The sequence below is a fragment of the Planococcus antarcticus DSM 14505 genome (assembly GCF_001687565.2).
Classification (GTDB): domain Bacteria; phylum Bacillota; class Bacilli; order Bacillales_A; family Planococcaceae; genus Planococcus; species Planococcus antarcticus.
The window spans coordinates 1,093,511-1,111,510 of record NZ_CP016534.2 but is presented as its reverse complement, the minus strand read 5'-3'; the positions used below and the strand labels follow the sequence as shown (position 1 = coordinate 1,111,510).

Here is an 18,000-nt window from a genome sequence, read left to right as displayed (position 1 = left end):
TTCTTCACTCCTCTATTAATACGGAATCCGTACAAGGATTTCCGTTCCCTTACCAATTTCACTGGACCAATCGGCTGTTCCACCTTCTGCCTTGGCGCGGTCACGTATGCTTTGAATACCGATAGATGGCAAATTTGCTTTATGATCAAATACAAATCCCCGACCTTCATCTTTTAAAACCAATAAGACATCCGTTGCAGTGACCGACAAATACAATTCAACTTGATCGACCCCTGCATGTTTCCGGACATTGTTTAACGATTCCTGTGCAATCCGAAACAACGTCTCTTCGATGCGCGACGGCAATTGAATGACTCCTGTCATTTTTGTTTCGACTGTCAGCCCAAGCATTTCACCATAGCCTTTAATGGCATCCAGCAACCCGCTTTCTAGGCCTTTGGGTCGCAATTGCCAGATTAAAGCCCGCATTTCGTTTAATGCTTCCTGCGTCAAATGTTGGATATCGCGGAAAGTTTCCTGCACTGACGTGTCCTCCGACATCTCAACTCCTCCACGAGCAGTCAAAGTCACTGAAAACAGCAATTGATTGACCGAATCATGCAGATCACGGGCTAGCCGGTTGCGTTCCTTGACGAGGGCCAGTTCCTGCTCCTGTTTGGTCAGGCCGATCCGTTTGATCGCCGAGCCGATTTGAAAAGCCACCGATTCTAAGAGTGCCAATTCGTCTTTTGAAAAACTGACAGTATCCGGTGCAGCAATATTCAGCAAGCCAAATTTTTCTTTTCCAGACTGTAGAGGCACAGTCGCATGATGCGTGATGCTGCCCTGTTTCCGCGACTTTGCTGGTATGGCATTTTCAATACGCTGACAAGCAATAATGTTTGATGCTTTTTCCAAATCGCCATCATGGTAGCGTTTGACGCACCAGCAGCCGCCTTTTTGCAGATGGCGACAGTTATTGTCTTCCAAAGAAGCGGGCAAATTTGCCTGCGCCACCAACTGATGCTTGCCTTTTTCATCAATAAAGAAAATCCAGGCAGTTTCAAAAGTAGAACCGCTTAATAATTTCCGGATGGCGCCTTCTAGCATACGCACCATGTCCGTTTCTTCATTCAATAACTCGGCAATTTCTTTCAGTAACGTGATATCGGAAGGTTCTCCTACTACCATAAACGCTCACCTCAATTAGTGTTGATTTAACCATACACTTTTCCAAAGAAAAGCGGAAGCAGCCATGTAGATTCGACGGGCATAAGACAGACCGGCGAAGCGGCGCTCTTTGCCGCATAGCCGGGTTGGCTTATGACCCTAGAATCTGGCTGCTGAAGCTGGACAACCAGAAAAGCGGAAAGAAAAAGCTCCTTTCTCAAGGAGCTAAAAAATCAACGACTATTAACTTCTTCTAAAAACGATTCTTTTAGCAATTCCAGTTTTTCATCGCTTTCCTGCTGGGTTGCCGCTGTGATACCAAAATAATACTTCACTTTCGGTTCTGTGCCACTCGGGCGAACACAGACCCATGAACCGTCTTCCAAAAAATATTTGATAACATTCGATTGAGGCAATTCAATTTTTTCGTTGGTGTCCAAATCGACAAAACTGCGATTCTGGGTTTCATAATCTTCAATTGATACAACGGGAATGCCTGCAAGGGCTTGAACCGGCTGCTTCCGCAAGTCTTCCAGCAATGCGGTGATCTCACGCGCACCATCGATGCCTTTCTTGGTGACAGAAACTAGCGATTCCCGATACCAGCCAAACCGGTTATACAGTTCTACCAGGACATCATGAAGATTTTTGCCTTGCTTCTTGTAGAAGGCTGCCGCTTCGACAAGCAATAAAGTCGATTGCACAGCATCTTTGTCCCGTGCAAAATCACGGATCAAATAACCGTAGCTTTCTTCATAGCCAAACAAAAACTCGAATTTCGGATCTGCATCATTATGCTTTAGCTTTTCACCAATAAATTTAAAGCCCGTCAAGACATCTTCACAGCTTACTCCATAAGAATCGGCTACAACGCGACCGAATTCTGATGTGACGATGGTCTTGAAGATACGACCATTTGTTGGCAACGTGCCTTTTACCTGTTTTTGGCTCAGCAAGTATTCGATCAATATGGCCCCGGTCTGATTGCCGCTCAGCAATTCATATCGCCGTCCGCTCCACACTGCGATGCCGACTCGGTCCCCGTCAGGATCAACAGCAATCAGCAAGTCTGCTTCTGTTTTTTTGCCATATTGCTCAGCTAATTCGAAAGCTTCACCTTCCTCAGGATTCGGAGAGGTTACCGTCGGAAATTCACCATCGGGTTCCATCTGTTCTGCTACATACGTTATCTGATCATAACCGGCCTGGTCCAGCAACCGTTTGACTGTTGCACCGGAAGCCCCATGAAGTGGTGTAAAGACTGCCGAAATGGGTCTCGCTGCGTGTTCTTGCACAGTCAGCGCATTGGCGAGGTAAGCTTCATCCAATTTTTTATCAATCTGGACAAGCAGCGACTTGTCAAACTTATTGTTGATTATAGCCAGTTCGTCTTCGACGCGGCTGACATAGTCGATAACGCGATCGGCGTCTTCCAGATTCAATTGGGCGCCATCTTCTGCATAAACCTTATAGCCGTTGTATTCCGGCGGATTGTGGCTGGCGGTGATGACGATACCCATGAATGCGTTCAAATAGCGCACGCTGAACGACAACTGCGGCGTCGTCCGCGTACCGCTGTATAAGTACGTATGGATACCGTTGGCAGCAAAAGTCCGTGCTGCTTCTTCCGCAAATTCCGGTGACATGCGGCGGCTGTCATAAGCAATTACCATGCCGCGCGCCATAGCTAGCTGTCCCTTGTCCTTTATGTAATCTGCAATTCCTTGAGAAGCTTTTCTTACGGTATAGACGTTCATCCGGTTTGTACCCGGTCCTATTTCACCGCGCATTCCTCCGGTGCCAAAAACCAGATCCTGATAAAAAGCATCTTCCGCTGATTTTTCATCTTCTTTTAGGATATTCAGTGATTGACGCGTTTCTTCATCAAGCGACTCGTTCTCCAACCAACGTTTCAATCGTTCTTTCCATGACATATATACTCCTCCATCCATCTTCAGATAAGTTAAACTAATGACCCTCTTTTGTTGATATTCTACAAATCAGCTGCGCTTTCCTGCGAGAGCAAACATAAATGATCGAAATAATAGAAAAAGAAGATTTTTGTTCACTATTTAGTTTACCAAATATTCCGAAGAAAAGCCGCTTCCATTTTCGGAAGCGGCTTTGTTTAATCTTTTTTGTATTCTACACGGTAAACATCGTGGCGACGGTCTTTCAATTGCTTAACTGTTCCATTTTGGCGTTGTCGACGCAAAATTTCCAAATCGACATCTCCGATCAATACCATTTCAAGGTTTGGATTGGTTTCACCTACGATTCCATCACGTGCAAACTCGAAATCGGATGGAGCGAAAATTCCCGATTGAGCATATTGGATGTCCATATTTTCGGTTAGCGGCAAGTTGCCGACGGTACCCGAAATGACCGTATAAATTTGATTTTCCACCGCACGAGCCTGTGCGCAATAACGAACACGCAAGTAGCCTTGGCGATCTTCTGTACAGAATGGCGTAAAAATAATATTGGCTCCCATGTCTGTTGCAATACGCGCAAGTTCAGGAAACTCGATATCGTAGCAAATCTGAATAGCGATTTTCCCGCAATCTGTGTCAAAGACACGGACAGAATCTCCAGCAGAAATCCCCCACCATTTACGTTCATTTGGTGTGATGTGGATTTTATACTGCTTGTCGATAGAGCCGTCCCGGCGGAAAAGATAGGCAATGTTGTAGATCTCATCGTCTTCTTCTTTGACGAAATGCGACCCTCCGATGATATTGACGTTGTAGCGGACAGCAAGGTCAGTAAACAACTCAATATACTGAGGCGTGTATTCAGTCAGTTTGCGTACTGCTTGACTTGGCGATGGCTCATTCAAGAATGACATCAACTGCGTCGTGAAGATTTCAGGGAAAACTACGAAATCCGAATGGGCATCCGAAGCCACGTCTACAAAGTATTCTACTTGGCTAGCCAAGTCATCGAATGATTTGATGGCACGCATCAAATACTGCACGACACAAATCCGAACAGGTAGACTGGTTTTGAAATGGCGTTTGGAAATCGGCTTGTAATCGACGTTATTCCATTCCATCAATGTTGCATATTTGCCTGATGCCACATCGTCTTGCAGGTAGTTCGGGTTGATGCGCATCAATTGGAAGCCATTCATCAACTGAAATGTTAAAACAGGATCGTAAACTTTATGGCGAGATACTGAATCGACATATTCACGCGGCGACATTTCATCCGCGTGTTTATGGTAATTCGGAATACGCCCTCCGATGATGATCGACTTTAAGTTCAATTCGCGCGCCAGTTCCTTGCGGGCTTCGTACAGGCGCTGACCTACTTTCATTCGGCGGTATTCTGGATGTACCATAACTTCAATGCCGTACATATTGTAGCCGTCGGGATTGTGGTTGGTGATATAGCCGGCGTCTGTCACATCGTCCCAAGTATGACGATCGTCGTATTCATCAAAGTTAATAAGCAAACTCGAGCATGAGCCGATGACGATGCCGTCTAGTTCAGCGACCATCTGGCCTTGAGGAAAGACTCCCAAATGGCTTCTTAACTGCTCTTCTTTCCAAGGGTCCATCCCTGGGAAGCATAAACGCTGCATTTCCAGGATGGCATTTATATCTGCATAATTCATTTCGCGAATAATCATGCTTTTTTCAAAATAGGATAAATCGAATTGTTCTGCCACAGTGCAGCTCTCCTTCACAAAAGTTTCAAACTTTATTATATAGGATAGTTACTCAGGTTGATATTATTTTACTTGTACCACGATAACAATTATAATTCTATGGAAGTATTTTTTGAAAAGAGGGAACACCAAATGACGAAACGCCAGGAAAATGTTTTGCTTTCCATGTGGGTGGTGGCGCTCATTGCCACGTCGGGTTCGTTTTATTTTTCTGAAATCCGCGGCTATGCCCCGTGCGAACTGTGCTGGATCCAACGCATTTTCATGTATCCGCTTGTCATCGTCATCGGAGTCGCCTATATCCAGAAAAATGTTCGAATCGCAGTTACTGCAATAATTTTCTCCATCGTAGGCGGAGGGATTTCCCTGTATCATTACGGTTTGCAGAAGCTCGATTTTCTGGCGGAGTCCGCACCATCCTGCGGACAGGTTCCATGTACCGGAGAATACATCAATTACCTTGGCTTCATCACCATTCCGTTTTTGGCCTTAACCGCATTTATCCTGATTGCCGGAATGAGCATTTATTTATTGAACACCCTTAAGGAGGAAAAGTGAAATGAAAAAACTATTAATCATTGCCGGAATTGTCATTGTCATTTTCGCTGGAATCGTTTTTTTAACCAACCAAGCAAATGATGAAAAATTGGCAAATAATCCGTACGATACAGAAGATTTGGAGCAGGCAACGATTGACCAATTAGACGACGAAAATTATCAGAATATCGTTTTGCCTGCTGATTTGGAAGAACAGATTGCCAGCGGCGAGCCCACTACAGTTTATTTCTTCAGTCCGACCTGCCAATACTGTCAGCAGACCACACCTGTTTTGATGCCCGTTGCTGAAGATATGGATGTAGACGTTTTGCAGTATAATCTGTTAGAGTATGATCAGGGCTGGCAACAACATACGGTCGATTCTACACCGACACTGGTCCATTACGACAATGGCGAAGAAGTTTCACGTTGGGTCGGTGCACAGCCAAAAGAGAATATTGAACAATTCTTCACCGATGTAGTTAAAAAATAACTGACAAAAGGATCATGTGCCTGGCGCATGATCCTTTTTTATGGAGGAAACCGAATGACTTGGAGTTATGAAATCAAAGACGATCGTATGACCGTCGAAGAATTGTTGAGAACCGAATGGGGCCTTGGCAAAAAAGTGGTCCATCAAATGCGTATGGCCAAAAGCGTCAAAAACGATAAATTCCAGGAAGTCATCTGGAAAGAGCCTTTGCCGGCTGGAACCATCCTGCATTTCGATTTGCCGCCTGCTGACTCGCCTTATGAGCCGAAACATGATGTAGAGCTTCCCGTTCTTTTTGAAGATGACCACTTTATCGTTGCACGCAAACCGAAAGGCATGGCAACACACCCGAATGAAGTTGGACAAACGGATACGTTCATCAACGCCATTCTTGGCCACATTATTCGCAACGGCGGATCGTATGGTGAGCATGTTCACCGTCTGGACCAAGGAACTTCGGGTCTGTTGATGGTCGCAAAGCATCCCGTCGCCAAAAATGTCTTGGACCGTATGCTGGAACAAAAGCAGCTGGTGCGTGACTACGAAGCTGTCGTCAAAGGCAAAGTCCACAATAAATCCGGCACCATCGATTTCCCAATCGGCCGCGACCGCCACCATCCGACTCGCCGCATGGTTTCACAAACCGGCCAAAGCGCCGTAACGCATTACCGGGTCCTGAAGTTAATGGAAGGCAAATCCTTGCTTCACCTGACACTGGAAACAGGACGCACACATCAAATCCGGACGCACCTTTCCCACATTGGTCATCCGATTGTTGGAGACACCTTATATGACGGGCCAGCGACACAGGACGGTGCCTATCATCTTCACGCTTTCCGCATGTCATTTATCCACCCGTTTACCAATGAAAAAATAGTGGTTGAAGACACAGCAAGATAACAAAAAGAACGGAGAAAAGGACATCCTTTTCTCCGTTCTTTTTGTTTTAATTACCACTACAGGCAATTCTCATTAAACTTTTATGTCATCTGGATGTGTTCCGCTGCGCCAATCTTGGTTTAGCCCATCGATCATAACCATCTCTTCTTGAGTCAACGCGAAATCGAATACTTGCGCGTTTTTTTTGATGCGCGATGGTGTTACTGATTTCGGAATCACCATTAAATCATGTTGCAGGTGCCAGCGGATAATGACTTGTGCAATCGACTTATGATGCTGTTCAGCGATTTTTGACAACACAGAGTCTTCTAATAGACGACCTCTCGCTAACGGAGACCAAGACGTTATTGCAATGTCATTCGCATCACAGTAGTTTCTTAGCGGGACCTGTGTCAGTTGCGGATGCAACTCAATTTGATTGACCATCGGCTTTGTATTGGCAGTTGCCAAGATTTTCTCCAAATGATGTTCTTGGTGATTGGAAACTCCAATTGAACAAATCAGCTTTTCATCGTAAAGGCGCTGGATGGCGCGGTACGTATCCACGTATTTCCCTTCAATTGCCCAATGCGTCAAATATAGGTCCAAATAATCAAAGCCAAGACGTTTTAAGGAAGCCTCGAATGCGCGTAAGGTTTCATCGTAGCCTTGGTCTGTGTTCCAGACTTTCGAGGTGATGAACAAGTCTTCGCGTTTTACGACTGAATTCCGCACCGCCTCGCCTACTTCCGCTTCATTGTCGTAAATGGTCGCAGTATCGATTGCTTTATAGCCCTCTCCAATCGCGTTAATCATCGCTTTTACTGCTTCTTCTTTATCGGTCATTTTGTATACGCCGAGGCCAAATCGTGGCATTTCCACTCCATTATGTAAGGTTTTAGTCGAGTTAATCGTTAAGTCCACTTTTATCACCCTTTCGTTCATTCTATTGTACAAATAATAGTAGATAAATTCGACTGTTAAGATTTGGTTGCAAGCTCTTGCACTCCACCAATAAAACGAATATTATAGATGATGTCATTTAAAATCGTTCGTGTTTTGGAAGGAGCTCGTCATGTTTCATTTAACAGAAAATAATACCACTATAAAGACAGAAATTACTGCCGGAATGACGACTTTCCTAACAATGGCCTATATCGTCATCGTCAATCCTGTTATTTTAGGTGCTGCAGGTGTGCCGTTTGACCAAGTATTTTTAGCGACGATTATCGCCGCTGCAATCGGAACCTTATGGATGGCGCTAGCCGCCAATTATCCAATCGCCATTGCGCCGGGCATGGGGTTGAATGCCTATTTCACATCTATGGTATTAGGTTCGAATGGTGCTATCGATTATGTAACCGCCTTTGCAGCAGTGTTCGTCGCTGGCCTTATTTTCGTTGTCTTGTCCTTAACTTCGATGAGAAAAGTGCTGATCCAAGCGATTCCTGAAAACTTGAAGCATGCCATCACAGCCGGTATCGGCCTTTTTATCGCTTTTATCGGTATGAGGCTGAGCGGACTGATTGTTGCCAATGAAGCCAACCTAGTCGGCTTGGGTGATTTGACATCTCCACCTGTGGCATTGACTCTTCTTGGTTTACTCATTACAGTCATTTTCATGTCGTTAAACATTCATGGCGGCATTTTCTACGGAATGATGGTTACCGGTGTCGTCGCCTTTTTCACTGGACAATTAAAGTTCGAAGGCAGCTTGATGAGAATGCCTTCATTGCCTGAAGGCATTCTCATCTGGAACCCGATTGAAGCGCTTCAATTGGTCATTGAATTTGGCTTGTATGGCGTCGTCTTTTCGTTCTTATTGGTCACCTTATTTGATACGACCGGCACAATGATCGGTGTAGCCAAACAGGCCGGCTTAATGAAGGATAATAAAATGCCAAGAATGAGGCAAGCCTTATTGGCCGATTCGATTGCAGCTACTGCAGGTGCAATGGTCGGCACCAGTCCAACTTCTGCATATGTTGAATCATCAGCGGGCGTTGCAGCCGGTGGACGCACTGGACTGACCAGCTTGACGGTTGCCATTCTGTTTATTGTTGCAGCATTTTTCGGTCCCTTGGTTGGTGCCTTATCGAACGTGGCGGCGATTACCTCCCCTGCATTGATCATCGTTGGAAGCTTAATGATTGGTGCAGTCAAACAAATTGAATGGGATCAATTCGATGAAGCCTTCCCGGCATTTCTTATTGTCCTCGCGATGCCACTGACTTCCAGCATTGCAACCGGTATTGCTTTCGGATTTATCTCTTACCCATTGATGAAAATCTTCAAAGGCAAAGGCAAAACAGTTCATCCAATTCTTTACATATTTGCTATACTGTTTACGATTCAATTGCTAGTAGCTCCACATTAATCAGCTGCAATTAAAAAACCGCCATTTGGCGGTTTTTTAATTTAGATTCTTGCTCTATTGCCTGATATAGCTGCTGTAATTAACAAGACGGCTGCTGTAATCAAATGGAATATCCAACCGATACCCGGAATCCAGGCGATCGTGCTTGTGATAATCCCTAGAATCGATCCTGATTTTGGCGAATATTCGCGGAAACAGAAGAACAGTGTAATCGCATGAAGCACGAACATGACGCCCAAAGCTGTATAGCCGGTGCTGATGACAAAGCCACCGCCAATTAACGGAATCGCTAGAAACGCTTCAGCAAGACCCGTGATCCAAAGCAAAGCGACAGATATTTTCATTTTCATTCGTTATCATCCCTTCTTTAACTTTCTTACCTACTATATACGGATGAACAGCATATAAGTTTCATTTCTTACTGCATCCGTCTTTTCAGACCGACAGAATTTATCCACATTTCAATCCATGTTGTATATTTCATTTTTCCCGATTGTAAGCTATACTAAACAAAGATGCACATTTCAAGGAGGTCATTCTTATGAACTTAATCCTTATTTTAGGTGTTTGTGTTTCGTTCTTGGTAGCTCTTTTCACTGCTGGATACGATGACAAACCTGGAACAAACGAAAGAGAATAGTTTAAAAGGACAGCGGAATCCGCTGTCCTTTTTTCTATTCCAATCCTGGGTAATCTTGCTGGCGCAAGGCTTCATACATCAGTATAGCTGCTGTATTCGATAAATTAAGCGATCGGATATTGTCATTCATCGGAATCCGCAAGCAACGATCTGGATTTTGTTCGAGTAATTCTTTCGGCAGTCCTTTTGTTTCCTGTCCGAAAACGAAGAAATGGTCTTTGTCTCTGTCCGAAAAATCGAATGAGGTATGCGGCTTTGCCCCGAACTTCGTAATATAGTAGAAGACCCCGTCTTGATAGCTGTCAAACAACTCCTGCACCCCGTCATAATAATGAATAGCGACATGCTCCCAGTAGTCAAGCCCGGCGCGCTTGAGCATCTTGTCATCTGTTGAAAATCCGAGCGGGCGAATCAAGTGAAGTTTGACTCCCGTCCCTGCGCATGAACGCGCGATATTTCCTGTATTCGCTGGAATCAGCGGTTGGTACAACACAATATGAATAGCCAAATCTGTCACTTATCCTTTCAATCTTTCAGCAAAAAATGCCAATCCTTTTTGAATTTCCTCTTGTACTTCTAAATCCTTTTCTTTTTGCTGCGCCTGCTTTATTGCCTCTAAGCCTTCATCAGTCCCTATTTTACCGATTGCCCAAGCCGCAGTTCCACGAATTACCGGACGCTCATCGCTTTCCAATAATTTGATCAATGCAGGCACCGCAGACTTTTCTTTGAAATGCGCCAACGCTAAAATGGCGTTTCGCTGAATCGGTTTTTTGCCGCGCCACGAACCGGACACATAGCCGAATTTATCTTTGAACTCCCGATTGGAAATGGTCAATAAAGGCTCAAGCAAAGGCTTAGCGATTTCCGGATCTGGTTCAAACTCTGCATGGATTTGATTGGCTTTACGTTTGTTTTTTGGACACACTGTCTGGCACGTATCGCAGCCATATATTCGATTGCCGATCTTGCCACGAAACTCGTCCGGCAAAAAGCCTTTCGTCTGTGTCAAAAAAGAAATACAACGCTGGGCATTCAACTGGCCACCTTCGACAATCGCTCCTGTTGGGCAAGTATCAATGCATAAACGGCAGTCGCCGCATTGATCTTCCATCGGTTCATCAAAACGAAAAGGAATGTTAGTGATCATCTCACCGAGATACACGTAAGATCCAAATTCAGGTGTAATAATGTTGGTGTTTTTGGCACTCCAGCCGATACCAGCGCGTTCTGCCACCGCTCGGTCAGAAAGCTCCCCAGTATCCACCATCGACCGCATCCGCGCTTCTGGATAGTGCGGCGCAATGAACGCTTCAAGTAGCGTCAGCCGCTCCCTGAGCGCGGCATGGTAATCTTTGCCCCAAGACGACCGAGAAAACATCCCCCGTCTTGCGCCTTTCACTCCTTGCGGCGCATCCGCCATCCGTGACGGATAAGCGATGGCAATCGCAATAATGCTGACAGCTTCATTCAATAACAGCTCGGGCCGCGTGCGTTTTTCCACGTCCGATTCTTCAAACCCAGACTGGTAATTCAACTGCTGCTGGCGAATCAATTGATGCTTTAAGCTATAAAAAGGTTCTGCAGATGCAAAGCCGATTTTATCAATTCCGATGTCCGAGGCATACGCAACAAGCTCTTTTTGAAATTGATCAAGATTCATGTCGCAACCCCCCACTCAATTCTATGATACGATAATAAAAACCCCTACGCGAAAGGAAGATTGCAATGAAACTGACAATCGATCCTCACATAAACGAAACGCTAAGTAATTTTAAAATTGGCATCATTCATTATAACAATATCACCGTTTCCGAATCACCTCAAATGTTAAAAGGACGTCTCCAGCTTTTTCAAGAGCAGCTGTACTTTGATTTGGAAGAAAAAGACTTGACGGATTTCCCCGGCTTGCTTGAATGGCAATTGATCTGGAAAGCATTAGGAGCCGACCCTAACCGTTACCGACCGTCCGCAGAAGCGCTGTACCGGCGAATTAAAAACCAGAATTACTTGTCGACGGTCAATTCAACGATTGATATGAATAGCTTTCTGTCGCTGCAATACGAGATTCCACTCGGATTATACGATGCCGATAAAATTAAAGGTGATGTGGATATCGCTGTCGCTACCAGTACCGATCGCTACGAAGGTCTGAATAACCGCGTCAATACTTTGACCGGAATTCTAGTATCCAAAGATGCAGAAGGGGCATTCGGTAGCCCCTACGTCGATTCTAAACGAACAGCCGTCACTGAACAGACAAAAAATGCGTTACACATTTTCTATCTGCGTCCATCTATGGAAACAGATACTGCCTTGCAGCTTCTTACTGCTGCTTCTAATATGTTTACGGGCATCAATGGTGGAGATGCTGAGTTTTATGTGGTCTAATTACTTACGCAAAAGACCCGTGCTCTAAGTTCTGAGTACGAGTCTTTTTTCTATCTAGTTTACGTTTTAATAACTACCTTGCTTCTCAAATAGTCTTTCTGCATTTTTTTCGCGAAACAACTTTTTCTTGTAGACTCTATCGAAACGTTGAATTTCTGAACATAGGCATATTCTTTTCCATTTGCCGATAAATGCAGTAAACTCTTCTTACATTAATTAGTAAAAGAGGGGTCTATACGTGAAACGAGTACACAGTGACATTGTCCAGTTTCGTGGAAGTCATTATGATTTTGGTCAGATGCAAGGAGAATTGCTGAAAGAATCCGTGATTCTTACCAATCGCCAAAAACAACGAACAGCTTCCAGTCGCCATTTGGTTATAGATGAACAACGCGCTAAAAATATATTGCAAACACTAGCACCACGCATATGGCAAGAAATTATCGGACTTGCCGATGCACTGGATTGGTCGTTGCACGACGCTATCAGAGAATTCGGAGGCTATTATTTAGAATACACGCGAAGTGGCTGTTCGATTTATACCGAATCCGACTTCATGGTCCGTAATTATGATAGTTCTCCGCAAGGCTATGAAGGTCGACTCGCTTTATATCAACCAACTGATGGTGGATTTGCCACGATCGGTCCTACTATGCAAATAACCGGTCGCACGGATGGCATGAACGAAAAAGGACTCGTCATGGGTTATAACTTCATTAACCGTCGTAACTCAGAAGATGGTTTTATTTGTAATATGATTGGCCGTTTGATTTTAGAGAACTGCGCAACCATCGATGATGCAGTCGAATTATTAGCAGAACTGCCTCACCGTCGGTCGTTTAGCTATGTCTTACTTGATCGCACAGGAAAATCAGTGGTCGTTGAAGCATCGCCTCGTTCTGTCGTCGTTCGTGAATCGGCTGTGTCGACCAATCATTTTGAATTGCTCGTAGAAGAAAATCGTTACCAAATCGATGATTCCCGCAGAAGAGAAGAAGCCATGCTAAAGCAACAACAAAATAAAATTGATGCCTATAGTGCATTTTGTCTGTTGAACGACTCCAATCAAGGTGTCTTTTCAACAAAGTACAGCACCGCTTCAGGAACTTTGCATACGGCTTCTTACTTTCCACATGGTCTGGAAGTCGGATTTGCTATCGGTCCAGATCGTCTGCCACTCATGCTCAATTTCGATAAATGGCTACAAGGTGAACGACTATACGCCAAACGAATCAATGGAAAAGTTGATACCCATTTTCCATTTGCTCATATGGCAGAACTATAAATAACAGGCGCCAGCAATTTAACTGCTGGCGCCTGTTTTGTTTCTTTAGCTGAATTGTTTGTCGACATGCGCAAAACCGATGTCTGTATCCACTACCCCATGAATTTGTTGAACGTTCAAATTTTCTCCTCGTAGCCAGACCACGAAATCAAAAACGACTGGCTGCTGGTTTCCACCAAGTGCAAACCAAACCTTCTTGTCCTTCGGTAAATAAAGAGAAGTGTGAATCGTACCCGCCCAGCTTTTGTAAAGCTTTGAGAATACACCTTTGCCTGTATCGTTGAACAAACGAAATGCCTTCAGCGCATCTTCTGTCTGGCTTTGCTGACTTTGAATGACCTCTAAACGGTCAAACGAATCCTTCAAATAATTACGGTTTTCGTGCTGCTGAATTTCGAAATGATTGGTGCATGCGTTACTAATGCGGACATCAACCGAGCGAGGGCTTGCTTCAATGATACGTGTTCTACCGCTTGTATCTGTAACAATATAGCTAAACGATCCACGGTGAGGAATTTGTTTTAACAGTTCTACCGCTTCTTCAATTGTTGCGCAGGTTTCCAGAATGATCCGTCCGATTAAATAACAAACAAATCCATCTCCTGGCTTTTTCCGGTGTGTAAAGTTATAGCCCATGGCAAGTCCTTTTTCATTCATGCCATCCATCCGGCCCGTAATCCGTGAGGTTGGACCAATCGTCGCATAGCCACCGTCGTCCGGCTGAAACAAACTAAAACGCCCTTCATAGGTCTGCGGATGAAAGTCATAATTTCGAACCATAAAATCTGTTCCTGTCACAATCGAACAACCAGATGGCATTGCATCGATTCGGTAGCCTCCAAAATCGCGCAGCACTTCCTCCATCGGCAAGCCGAGACTTTCCTGCAGACCCATTAACTCATCCCAGATTCGAGGAGCAAACTTACGATAGGCATCTTCAGTTTCCTGTATGTCTATTTTAAATCTCGGTCTTTTTGCTTTCCATTGCTTTCGCCGATTTTCCAATATAATACTATCTTTTAAAAGTTCGCCTTGTTTGAATCCGAAATCGTAATGACTTCCTCTAAATTCTAAAATATCACTATGTATAGGTCTCATCAAATTCTCCTTTATTGTGCAGAATCACTGATTATGTTTTAGCATACACATTTCCAAAAAGAAACTCAAAAGCTCGGTTCTACATATCTTAAGAAGTTGGATGAAAAAATCCTGTCTCATGATTTCATAAGACAGGAATAGCCACTGCGATTAGTTTATCCTTCGTATGCGCGCCTCAATTCACTCAGATCTAACTTTTTCATTTGCAGCAGTACTGCCATCACCCGCTCCACTTTTTCAGCTTCCGCATCGACAAGCATGTCATTCAATTCAATTGGAACCACTTGCCAAGAAACGCCAAAACAATCCTTCAGCCAGCCACATTCCTGCGCGTTTACGTCTCCACCTTGAGTTAGGTTGTCCCAGTAATAATCCACTTCTTCTTGGGTTTCACAATTGATGATGAACGAAACCGCTTCAGTATATTGAAACGCTGGACTGCCATTTAGCGCCATAAAGTCCTGCTCTTCAATTTGAAACTCAATTGTCAAAACTTTTCCCGCGTCGATGCCATGAATTTCCTTGCCCGCGTGTGTATAGTAGGTCGTGCGTCCGACTTTAGAATTTTTGAAGACAGATGTGTAAAAATTCACCGCTTCCTCAGCATTCATGTCAACCCATAAATTGGGTGTGATTTTTTGGATTTTCGTATCCATATCATTTTTCTTCCTTCCGTTAAATTGCAGTGGCTATAGACCTTCTTTAACAGACTCTCTAGATTTTCTGACCAAGCGAACGATCCATTTCTCTAGCTCTACAATGGTAAACACAAAAATACCAATCACAATCGGCCATAACCAAAACTGCGCTTCTAAAGGAACCGTTCCAAGCAAGAGATTCATAAATGGCACGTAGGTAACTGCCAATTGTACAGCAATCAGAATGCCAGATACCAAAAACGCTATTTTATTCGAGAAAAAATTTCGATTCAATGCAAATTCGGTTTCGCTGCGGCAATTGAATAAATACATCAATTGCGAAATCACCAATGCCTGCAACGTCATCGTATTAACGATCGCTGGATCTATCTGCTGGTTGGCCAAAAGTGCATTCATCAATAAGATTCCACCACAGATAACAAATGAAACAAAAGCGACACGAAAAATATAATAAGGACTCAATAATTTGGCATCCGATTTTCTCGGTGGCCGCTCCATAGCTCCGGGTTCCAATTTCTCGAAGGCGATTGCCAAAGAAATCGTGACAGCAGCAATCATATTGACCCAAAGAATTTGTACTGCTGTCAAAGGCAAGGCAGTACCGAACAAGATGCTAACAAAAATCAAAGCGCCTTCCGACACGTTTGTAGGCAGAATGAATAAAATGGTTTTCTTCAAGTTATCATAAACACGTCTGCCTTCTTTCACCGCATTGACAATCGTGCTGAAGTTGTCGTCCACCAACACCATTTCAGCTGCTTCTTTCGATACTTCTGTCCCTTTTATGCCCATTGCCACACCGATGTCTGCACGTTTTAACGCTGGTGCATCATTGACACCATCCCCGGTCATAGCACAGATATGCTTTTCAGCCTGCAACGCTTTGACTAGTTGCAGCTTATTGTTCGGACTGGTGCGTGCGAAGACGTCGTATTCTAGTGCTGCCTGCGTCAGTTGCTGATTGTTCATACGATCCAAGTCTTTACCTTCAAGCACCCGTTCACCGTCTCCTATGCCCATTTGAGCTCCGATAGCGACTGCTGTATCTTTGTGGTCACCAGTAATCATTTTCACGATGATTCCAGCTTTCTTGCATTGCTGAATCGCTTCGATCACTTCTTCCCTCGGGGGATCGATAATTCCCGCCAGTCCGATCAGGCTAAATCCTGTTTTCATGTCTTCCTGATCAATAGAAAGGATAGAAGAATCGACTTTTTTGACAGCAGCCCCGATCAACCGCTCGCCTTTATTGGCATGCTGAGACATCTTTTCGTCCCAGCGTACCCCTTCTCCAGAAGAAGCTTCTAAATCGGCCATTTTCAATAAACGCTCTGGCGCACCTTTCACATAAATCCATTTACTGCCATCCATTTCTACCAATGCTGCCATATACTTATAGCTCGAATCAAAAGGGATTTTCGACAGAATTGGTAAACGCTCAACCGCATCCGCAGCTTTTTCTGCGAGTGTGACGAGACACCCTTCTGTCGCATCTCCACTAATGACCCAGTGTCCGTGTTCATCGCATCTTAAATACGCTTCATTAACCGTTTTAACAACCGTTAAAAATTCTTGTAGATTTGAATGATCTGAAAGTTTTGCTGGTTTTTTATCATGAAGAATAGCTCCTTTTGGCGAATAGCCGGCTCCCGTTACAGTCATTTCATTATCTTTTAGCATAACCGAAGTGACGGTCATTTCATTTTTAGTCAATGTTCCTGTTTTATCCGAACAAATTACAGTAACCGCTCCAAGCGTCTCCACAGATGGCAGATTGCGGACGATGGCGTTTTGTCCCGCCATGCGCTGTACGCCAAGCGCCAAAATGATGGACAGCACAGCGGGCAAGCCTTCAGGAATCGCTGCTACAGTTAGTCCAATGATCGCCAGCAGTAAATCAGCTGTTTCATAATCATGAAACAAGTACCCGATGCCAAACATGGCAGTAGCGCTGATAACAATAATCAAGGAAATCACTTTTCCAAAAGCTGCCGTCTGCTTTAACAATGGTGTCTGCAGTCCTTCCACTTCTTCCATCGAAGAGCTGATCTTTCCCAGCTCAGTATCTTCTCCAATTGCCACGACAATCCCTACCCCAGAACCAGAAGCTATCGTCGTCCCTGCAAACAGCATGTTCAGCCGGTCACCGAGTCCAGTATCATCCGGTAGTACTGCGGAATTTTTTTCGACTGCTGTTGATTCGCCAGTTAAAGAAGATTCTTCCACGTTCAAGTTGACCGCTTCCAGAATCCGAATGTCAGCTGGAATTTTGTCACCTGCAGTAAGCACCACAATGTCTCCAGGTACCAATTCGGCAGACAACACTCTTTTCCTAACTGAACTTCTGAGCGTTGTCGCTTTTAATGACAGCATTTTCCGGATACTTTCCAACGCCTTTTCCGCTTTGGCTTGTTGAATATAGCCGATAATCGCATTGATAACGACTACCATCAAAATCACAGCTGTATCAATATAATGCCCTAAAAATAACGTAATTACTGCAGCTGCAAGCAGCACATAAATCAGTACATCATTAAAATGCTTAAAGAACTTGACGAGCGCTGGGTCTTTTTTGGGGTCAGGTAACTCGTTTGGTCCAAATTCTTCTTGCCTTTCTGCTGCCTCTTCCTCGCTTAGCCCACTGTCTGCGTCTGCACTAAGGAGCTTGAGCAAGTCAGTGGTCTCAATGCCATACCAATTTCTCTCCTGCATGATTGTCCCTCTTTTCAACTGATGGAATAATAATAATTTTACTTATTATACAAACTACTATAACATCTTCTACAGTTTTTATCGGTGAAGCATCGGTGCTTTTTCAGAATAACCAGCAGCTGAATATTACTGAATATTTTTTGTTT

General features: G+C 44.2%; 16 protein-coding genes. 6 read left to right on the top strand and 10 right to left on the bottom strand.

Going from position 1 to position 18,000, the window contains the following annotated elements:
• Positions 1-15 precede the first annotated feature (15 nt).
• The 3 genes from BBH88_RS05520 to BBH88_RS05510 form a co-directional block, all read right to left on the bottom strand.
• Positions 16-1,131, bottom strand: a complete 1,116-nt coding sequence (locus BBH88_RS05520; RefSeq protein WP_006828341.1) for a GAF domain-containing sensor histidine kinase — start codon at positions 1,129-1,131, stop codon at positions 16-18.
• A 212-nt stretch (positions 1,132-1,343) separates the two neighbouring features.
• A complete protein-coding gene (locus BBH88_RS05515) occupies positions 1,344-3,044 on the bottom strand; it encodes a phospho-sugar mutase (RefSeq protein ID WP_006828340.1) in 1,701 nt (566 codons plus the stop codon).
• A gap of 194 nt (positions 3,045-3,238) precedes the next feature.
• Positions 3,239-4,783 (bottom strand): carbon-nitrogen hydrolase family protein, encoded by a 1,545-nt coding sequence (locus BBH88_RS05510; RefSeq protein WP_006828339.1) that lies wholly within the window; start codon positions 4,781-4,783, stop codon positions 3,239-3,241.
• Between the two features lie 132 nt (positions 4,784-4,915).
• Here BBH88_RS05510 and BBH88_RS05505 point away from each other — a divergent pair, with 132 nt between their 5' ends.
• From BBH88_RS05505 to BBH88_RS05495, 3 genes are read left to right on the top strand one after another with little or no spacing between them, the layout of a single operon-like run.
• On the top strand, positions 4,916-5,341 hold the full coding sequence (locus BBH88_RS05505) for a disulfide oxidoreductase (protein ID WP_006828338.1): 426 nt from the start codon (positions 4,916-4,918) through the stop codon (positions 5,339-5,341).
• 1 nt (position 5,342) lies between these two features.
• The gene (locus BBH88_RS05500) at positions 5,343-5,813 is read left to right on the top strand and encodes a thioredoxin family protein (RefSeq protein WP_006828337.1); all 471 of its coding nucleotides are present in this window, start codon (positions 5,343-5,345) and stop codon (positions 5,811-5,813) included.
• Positions 5,814-5,867: 54 nt separating this feature from the next.
• Complete coding sequence (locus tag BBH88_RS05495; protein WP_006828336.1) at positions 5,868-6,713, top strand: RluA family pseudouridine synthase; 846 nt, start codon at positions 5,868-5,870, stop codon at positions 6,711-6,713.
• A gap of 72 nt (positions 6,714-6,785) precedes the next feature.
• Here BBH88_RS05495 and BBH88_RS05490 read toward each other — a convergent pair whose 3' ends face one another.
• Positions 6,786-7,568, bottom strand: a complete 783-nt coding sequence (locus BBH88_RS05490) for an aldo/keto reductase (protein ID WP_006828335.1) — start codon at positions 7,566-7,568, stop codon at positions 6,786-6,788.
• A gap of 199 nt (positions 7,569-7,767) precedes the next feature.
• Between BBH88_RS05490 and BBH88_RS05485 the strand changes: the two genes are divergently transcribed.
• Entirely contained in the window at positions 7,768-9,069 is a 1,302-nt protein-coding gene (locus BBH88_RS05485) for an NCS2 family permease (RefSeq protein WP_006828334.1), read from the top strand.
• Between the two features lie 41 nt (positions 9,070-9,110).
• Here BBH88_RS05485 and BBH88_RS05480 read toward each other — a convergent pair whose 3' ends face one another.
• The 3 genes from BBH88_RS05480 to queG all read right to left on the bottom strand — a co-directional run bounded on the left by BBH88_RS05480 (position 9,111) and on the right by queG (position 11,372).
• The gene (locus BBH88_RS05480; RefSeq protein WP_083387745.1) at positions 9,111-9,419 is read right to left on the bottom strand and encodes a hypothetical protein; all 309 of its coding nucleotides are present in this window, start codon (positions 9,417-9,419) and stop codon (positions 9,111-9,113) included.
• 324 nt (positions 9,420-9,743) lie between these two features.
• The gene (gene trmL, locus BBH88_RS05475; protein WP_006828331.1) at positions 9,744-10,217 is read right to left on the bottom strand and encodes a tRNA (uridine(34)/cytosine(34)/5-carboxymethylaminomethyluridine(34)-2'-O)-methyltransferase TrmL; all 474 of its coding nucleotides are present in this window, start codon (positions 10,215-10,217) and stop codon (positions 9,744-9,746) included.
• A 9-nt stretch (positions 10,218-10,226) separates the two neighbouring features.
• Complete coding sequence (queG, locus tag BBH88_RS05470) at positions 10,227-11,372, bottom strand: tRNA epoxyqueuosine(34) reductase QueG (RefSeq protein ID WP_006828330.1); 1,146 nt, start codon at positions 11,370-11,372, stop codon at positions 10,227-10,229.
• A gap of 65 nt (positions 11,373-11,437) precedes the next feature.
• On the opposite strand from queG, the gene BBH88_RS05465 reads away from it, so the two are divergent.
• Both BBH88_RS05465 and BBH88_RS05460 read left to right on the top strand, forming a co-directional pair.
• A complete protein-coding gene (locus BBH88_RS05465) occupies positions 11,438-12,100 on the top strand; it encodes a B3/B4 domain-containing protein (RefSeq protein ID WP_006828329.1) in 663 nt (220 codons plus the stop codon).
• Positions 12,101-12,338: 238 nt separating this feature from the next.
• A complete protein-coding gene (locus tag BBH88_RS05460) occupies positions 12,339-13,385 on the top strand; it encodes a C45 family autoproteolytic acyltransferase/hydrolase (protein ID WP_065537144.1) in 1,047 nt (348 codons plus the stop codon).
• 45 nt (positions 13,386-13,430) lie between these two features.
• On the opposite strand, the gene BBH88_RS05455 is transcribed toward BBH88_RS05460, so the two are convergent.
• The 3 genes from BBH88_RS05455 to BBH88_RS05445 all read right to left on the bottom strand — a co-directional run bounded on the left by BBH88_RS05455 (position 13,431) and on the right by BBH88_RS05445 (position 17,854).
• Positions 13,431-14,483, bottom strand: coding sequence for a C45 family autoproteolytic acyltransferase/hydrolase (locus tag BBH88_RS05455; protein WP_006828327.1), 1,053 nt, complete (start codon positions 14,481-14,483; stop codon positions 13,431-13,433).
• A gap of 155 nt (positions 14,484-14,638) precedes the next feature.
• Entirely contained in the window at positions 14,639-15,139 is a 501-nt protein-coding gene (locus BBH88_RS05450) for a VOC family protein (protein WP_006828326.1), read from the bottom strand.
• 33 nt (positions 15,140-15,172) lie between these two features.
• Entirely contained in the window at positions 15,173-17,854 is a 2,682-nt protein-coding gene (locus BBH88_RS05445; protein WP_006828325.1) for a cation-transporting P-type ATPase, read from the bottom strand.
• Positions 17,855-18,000: the final 146 nt, after the last annotated feature.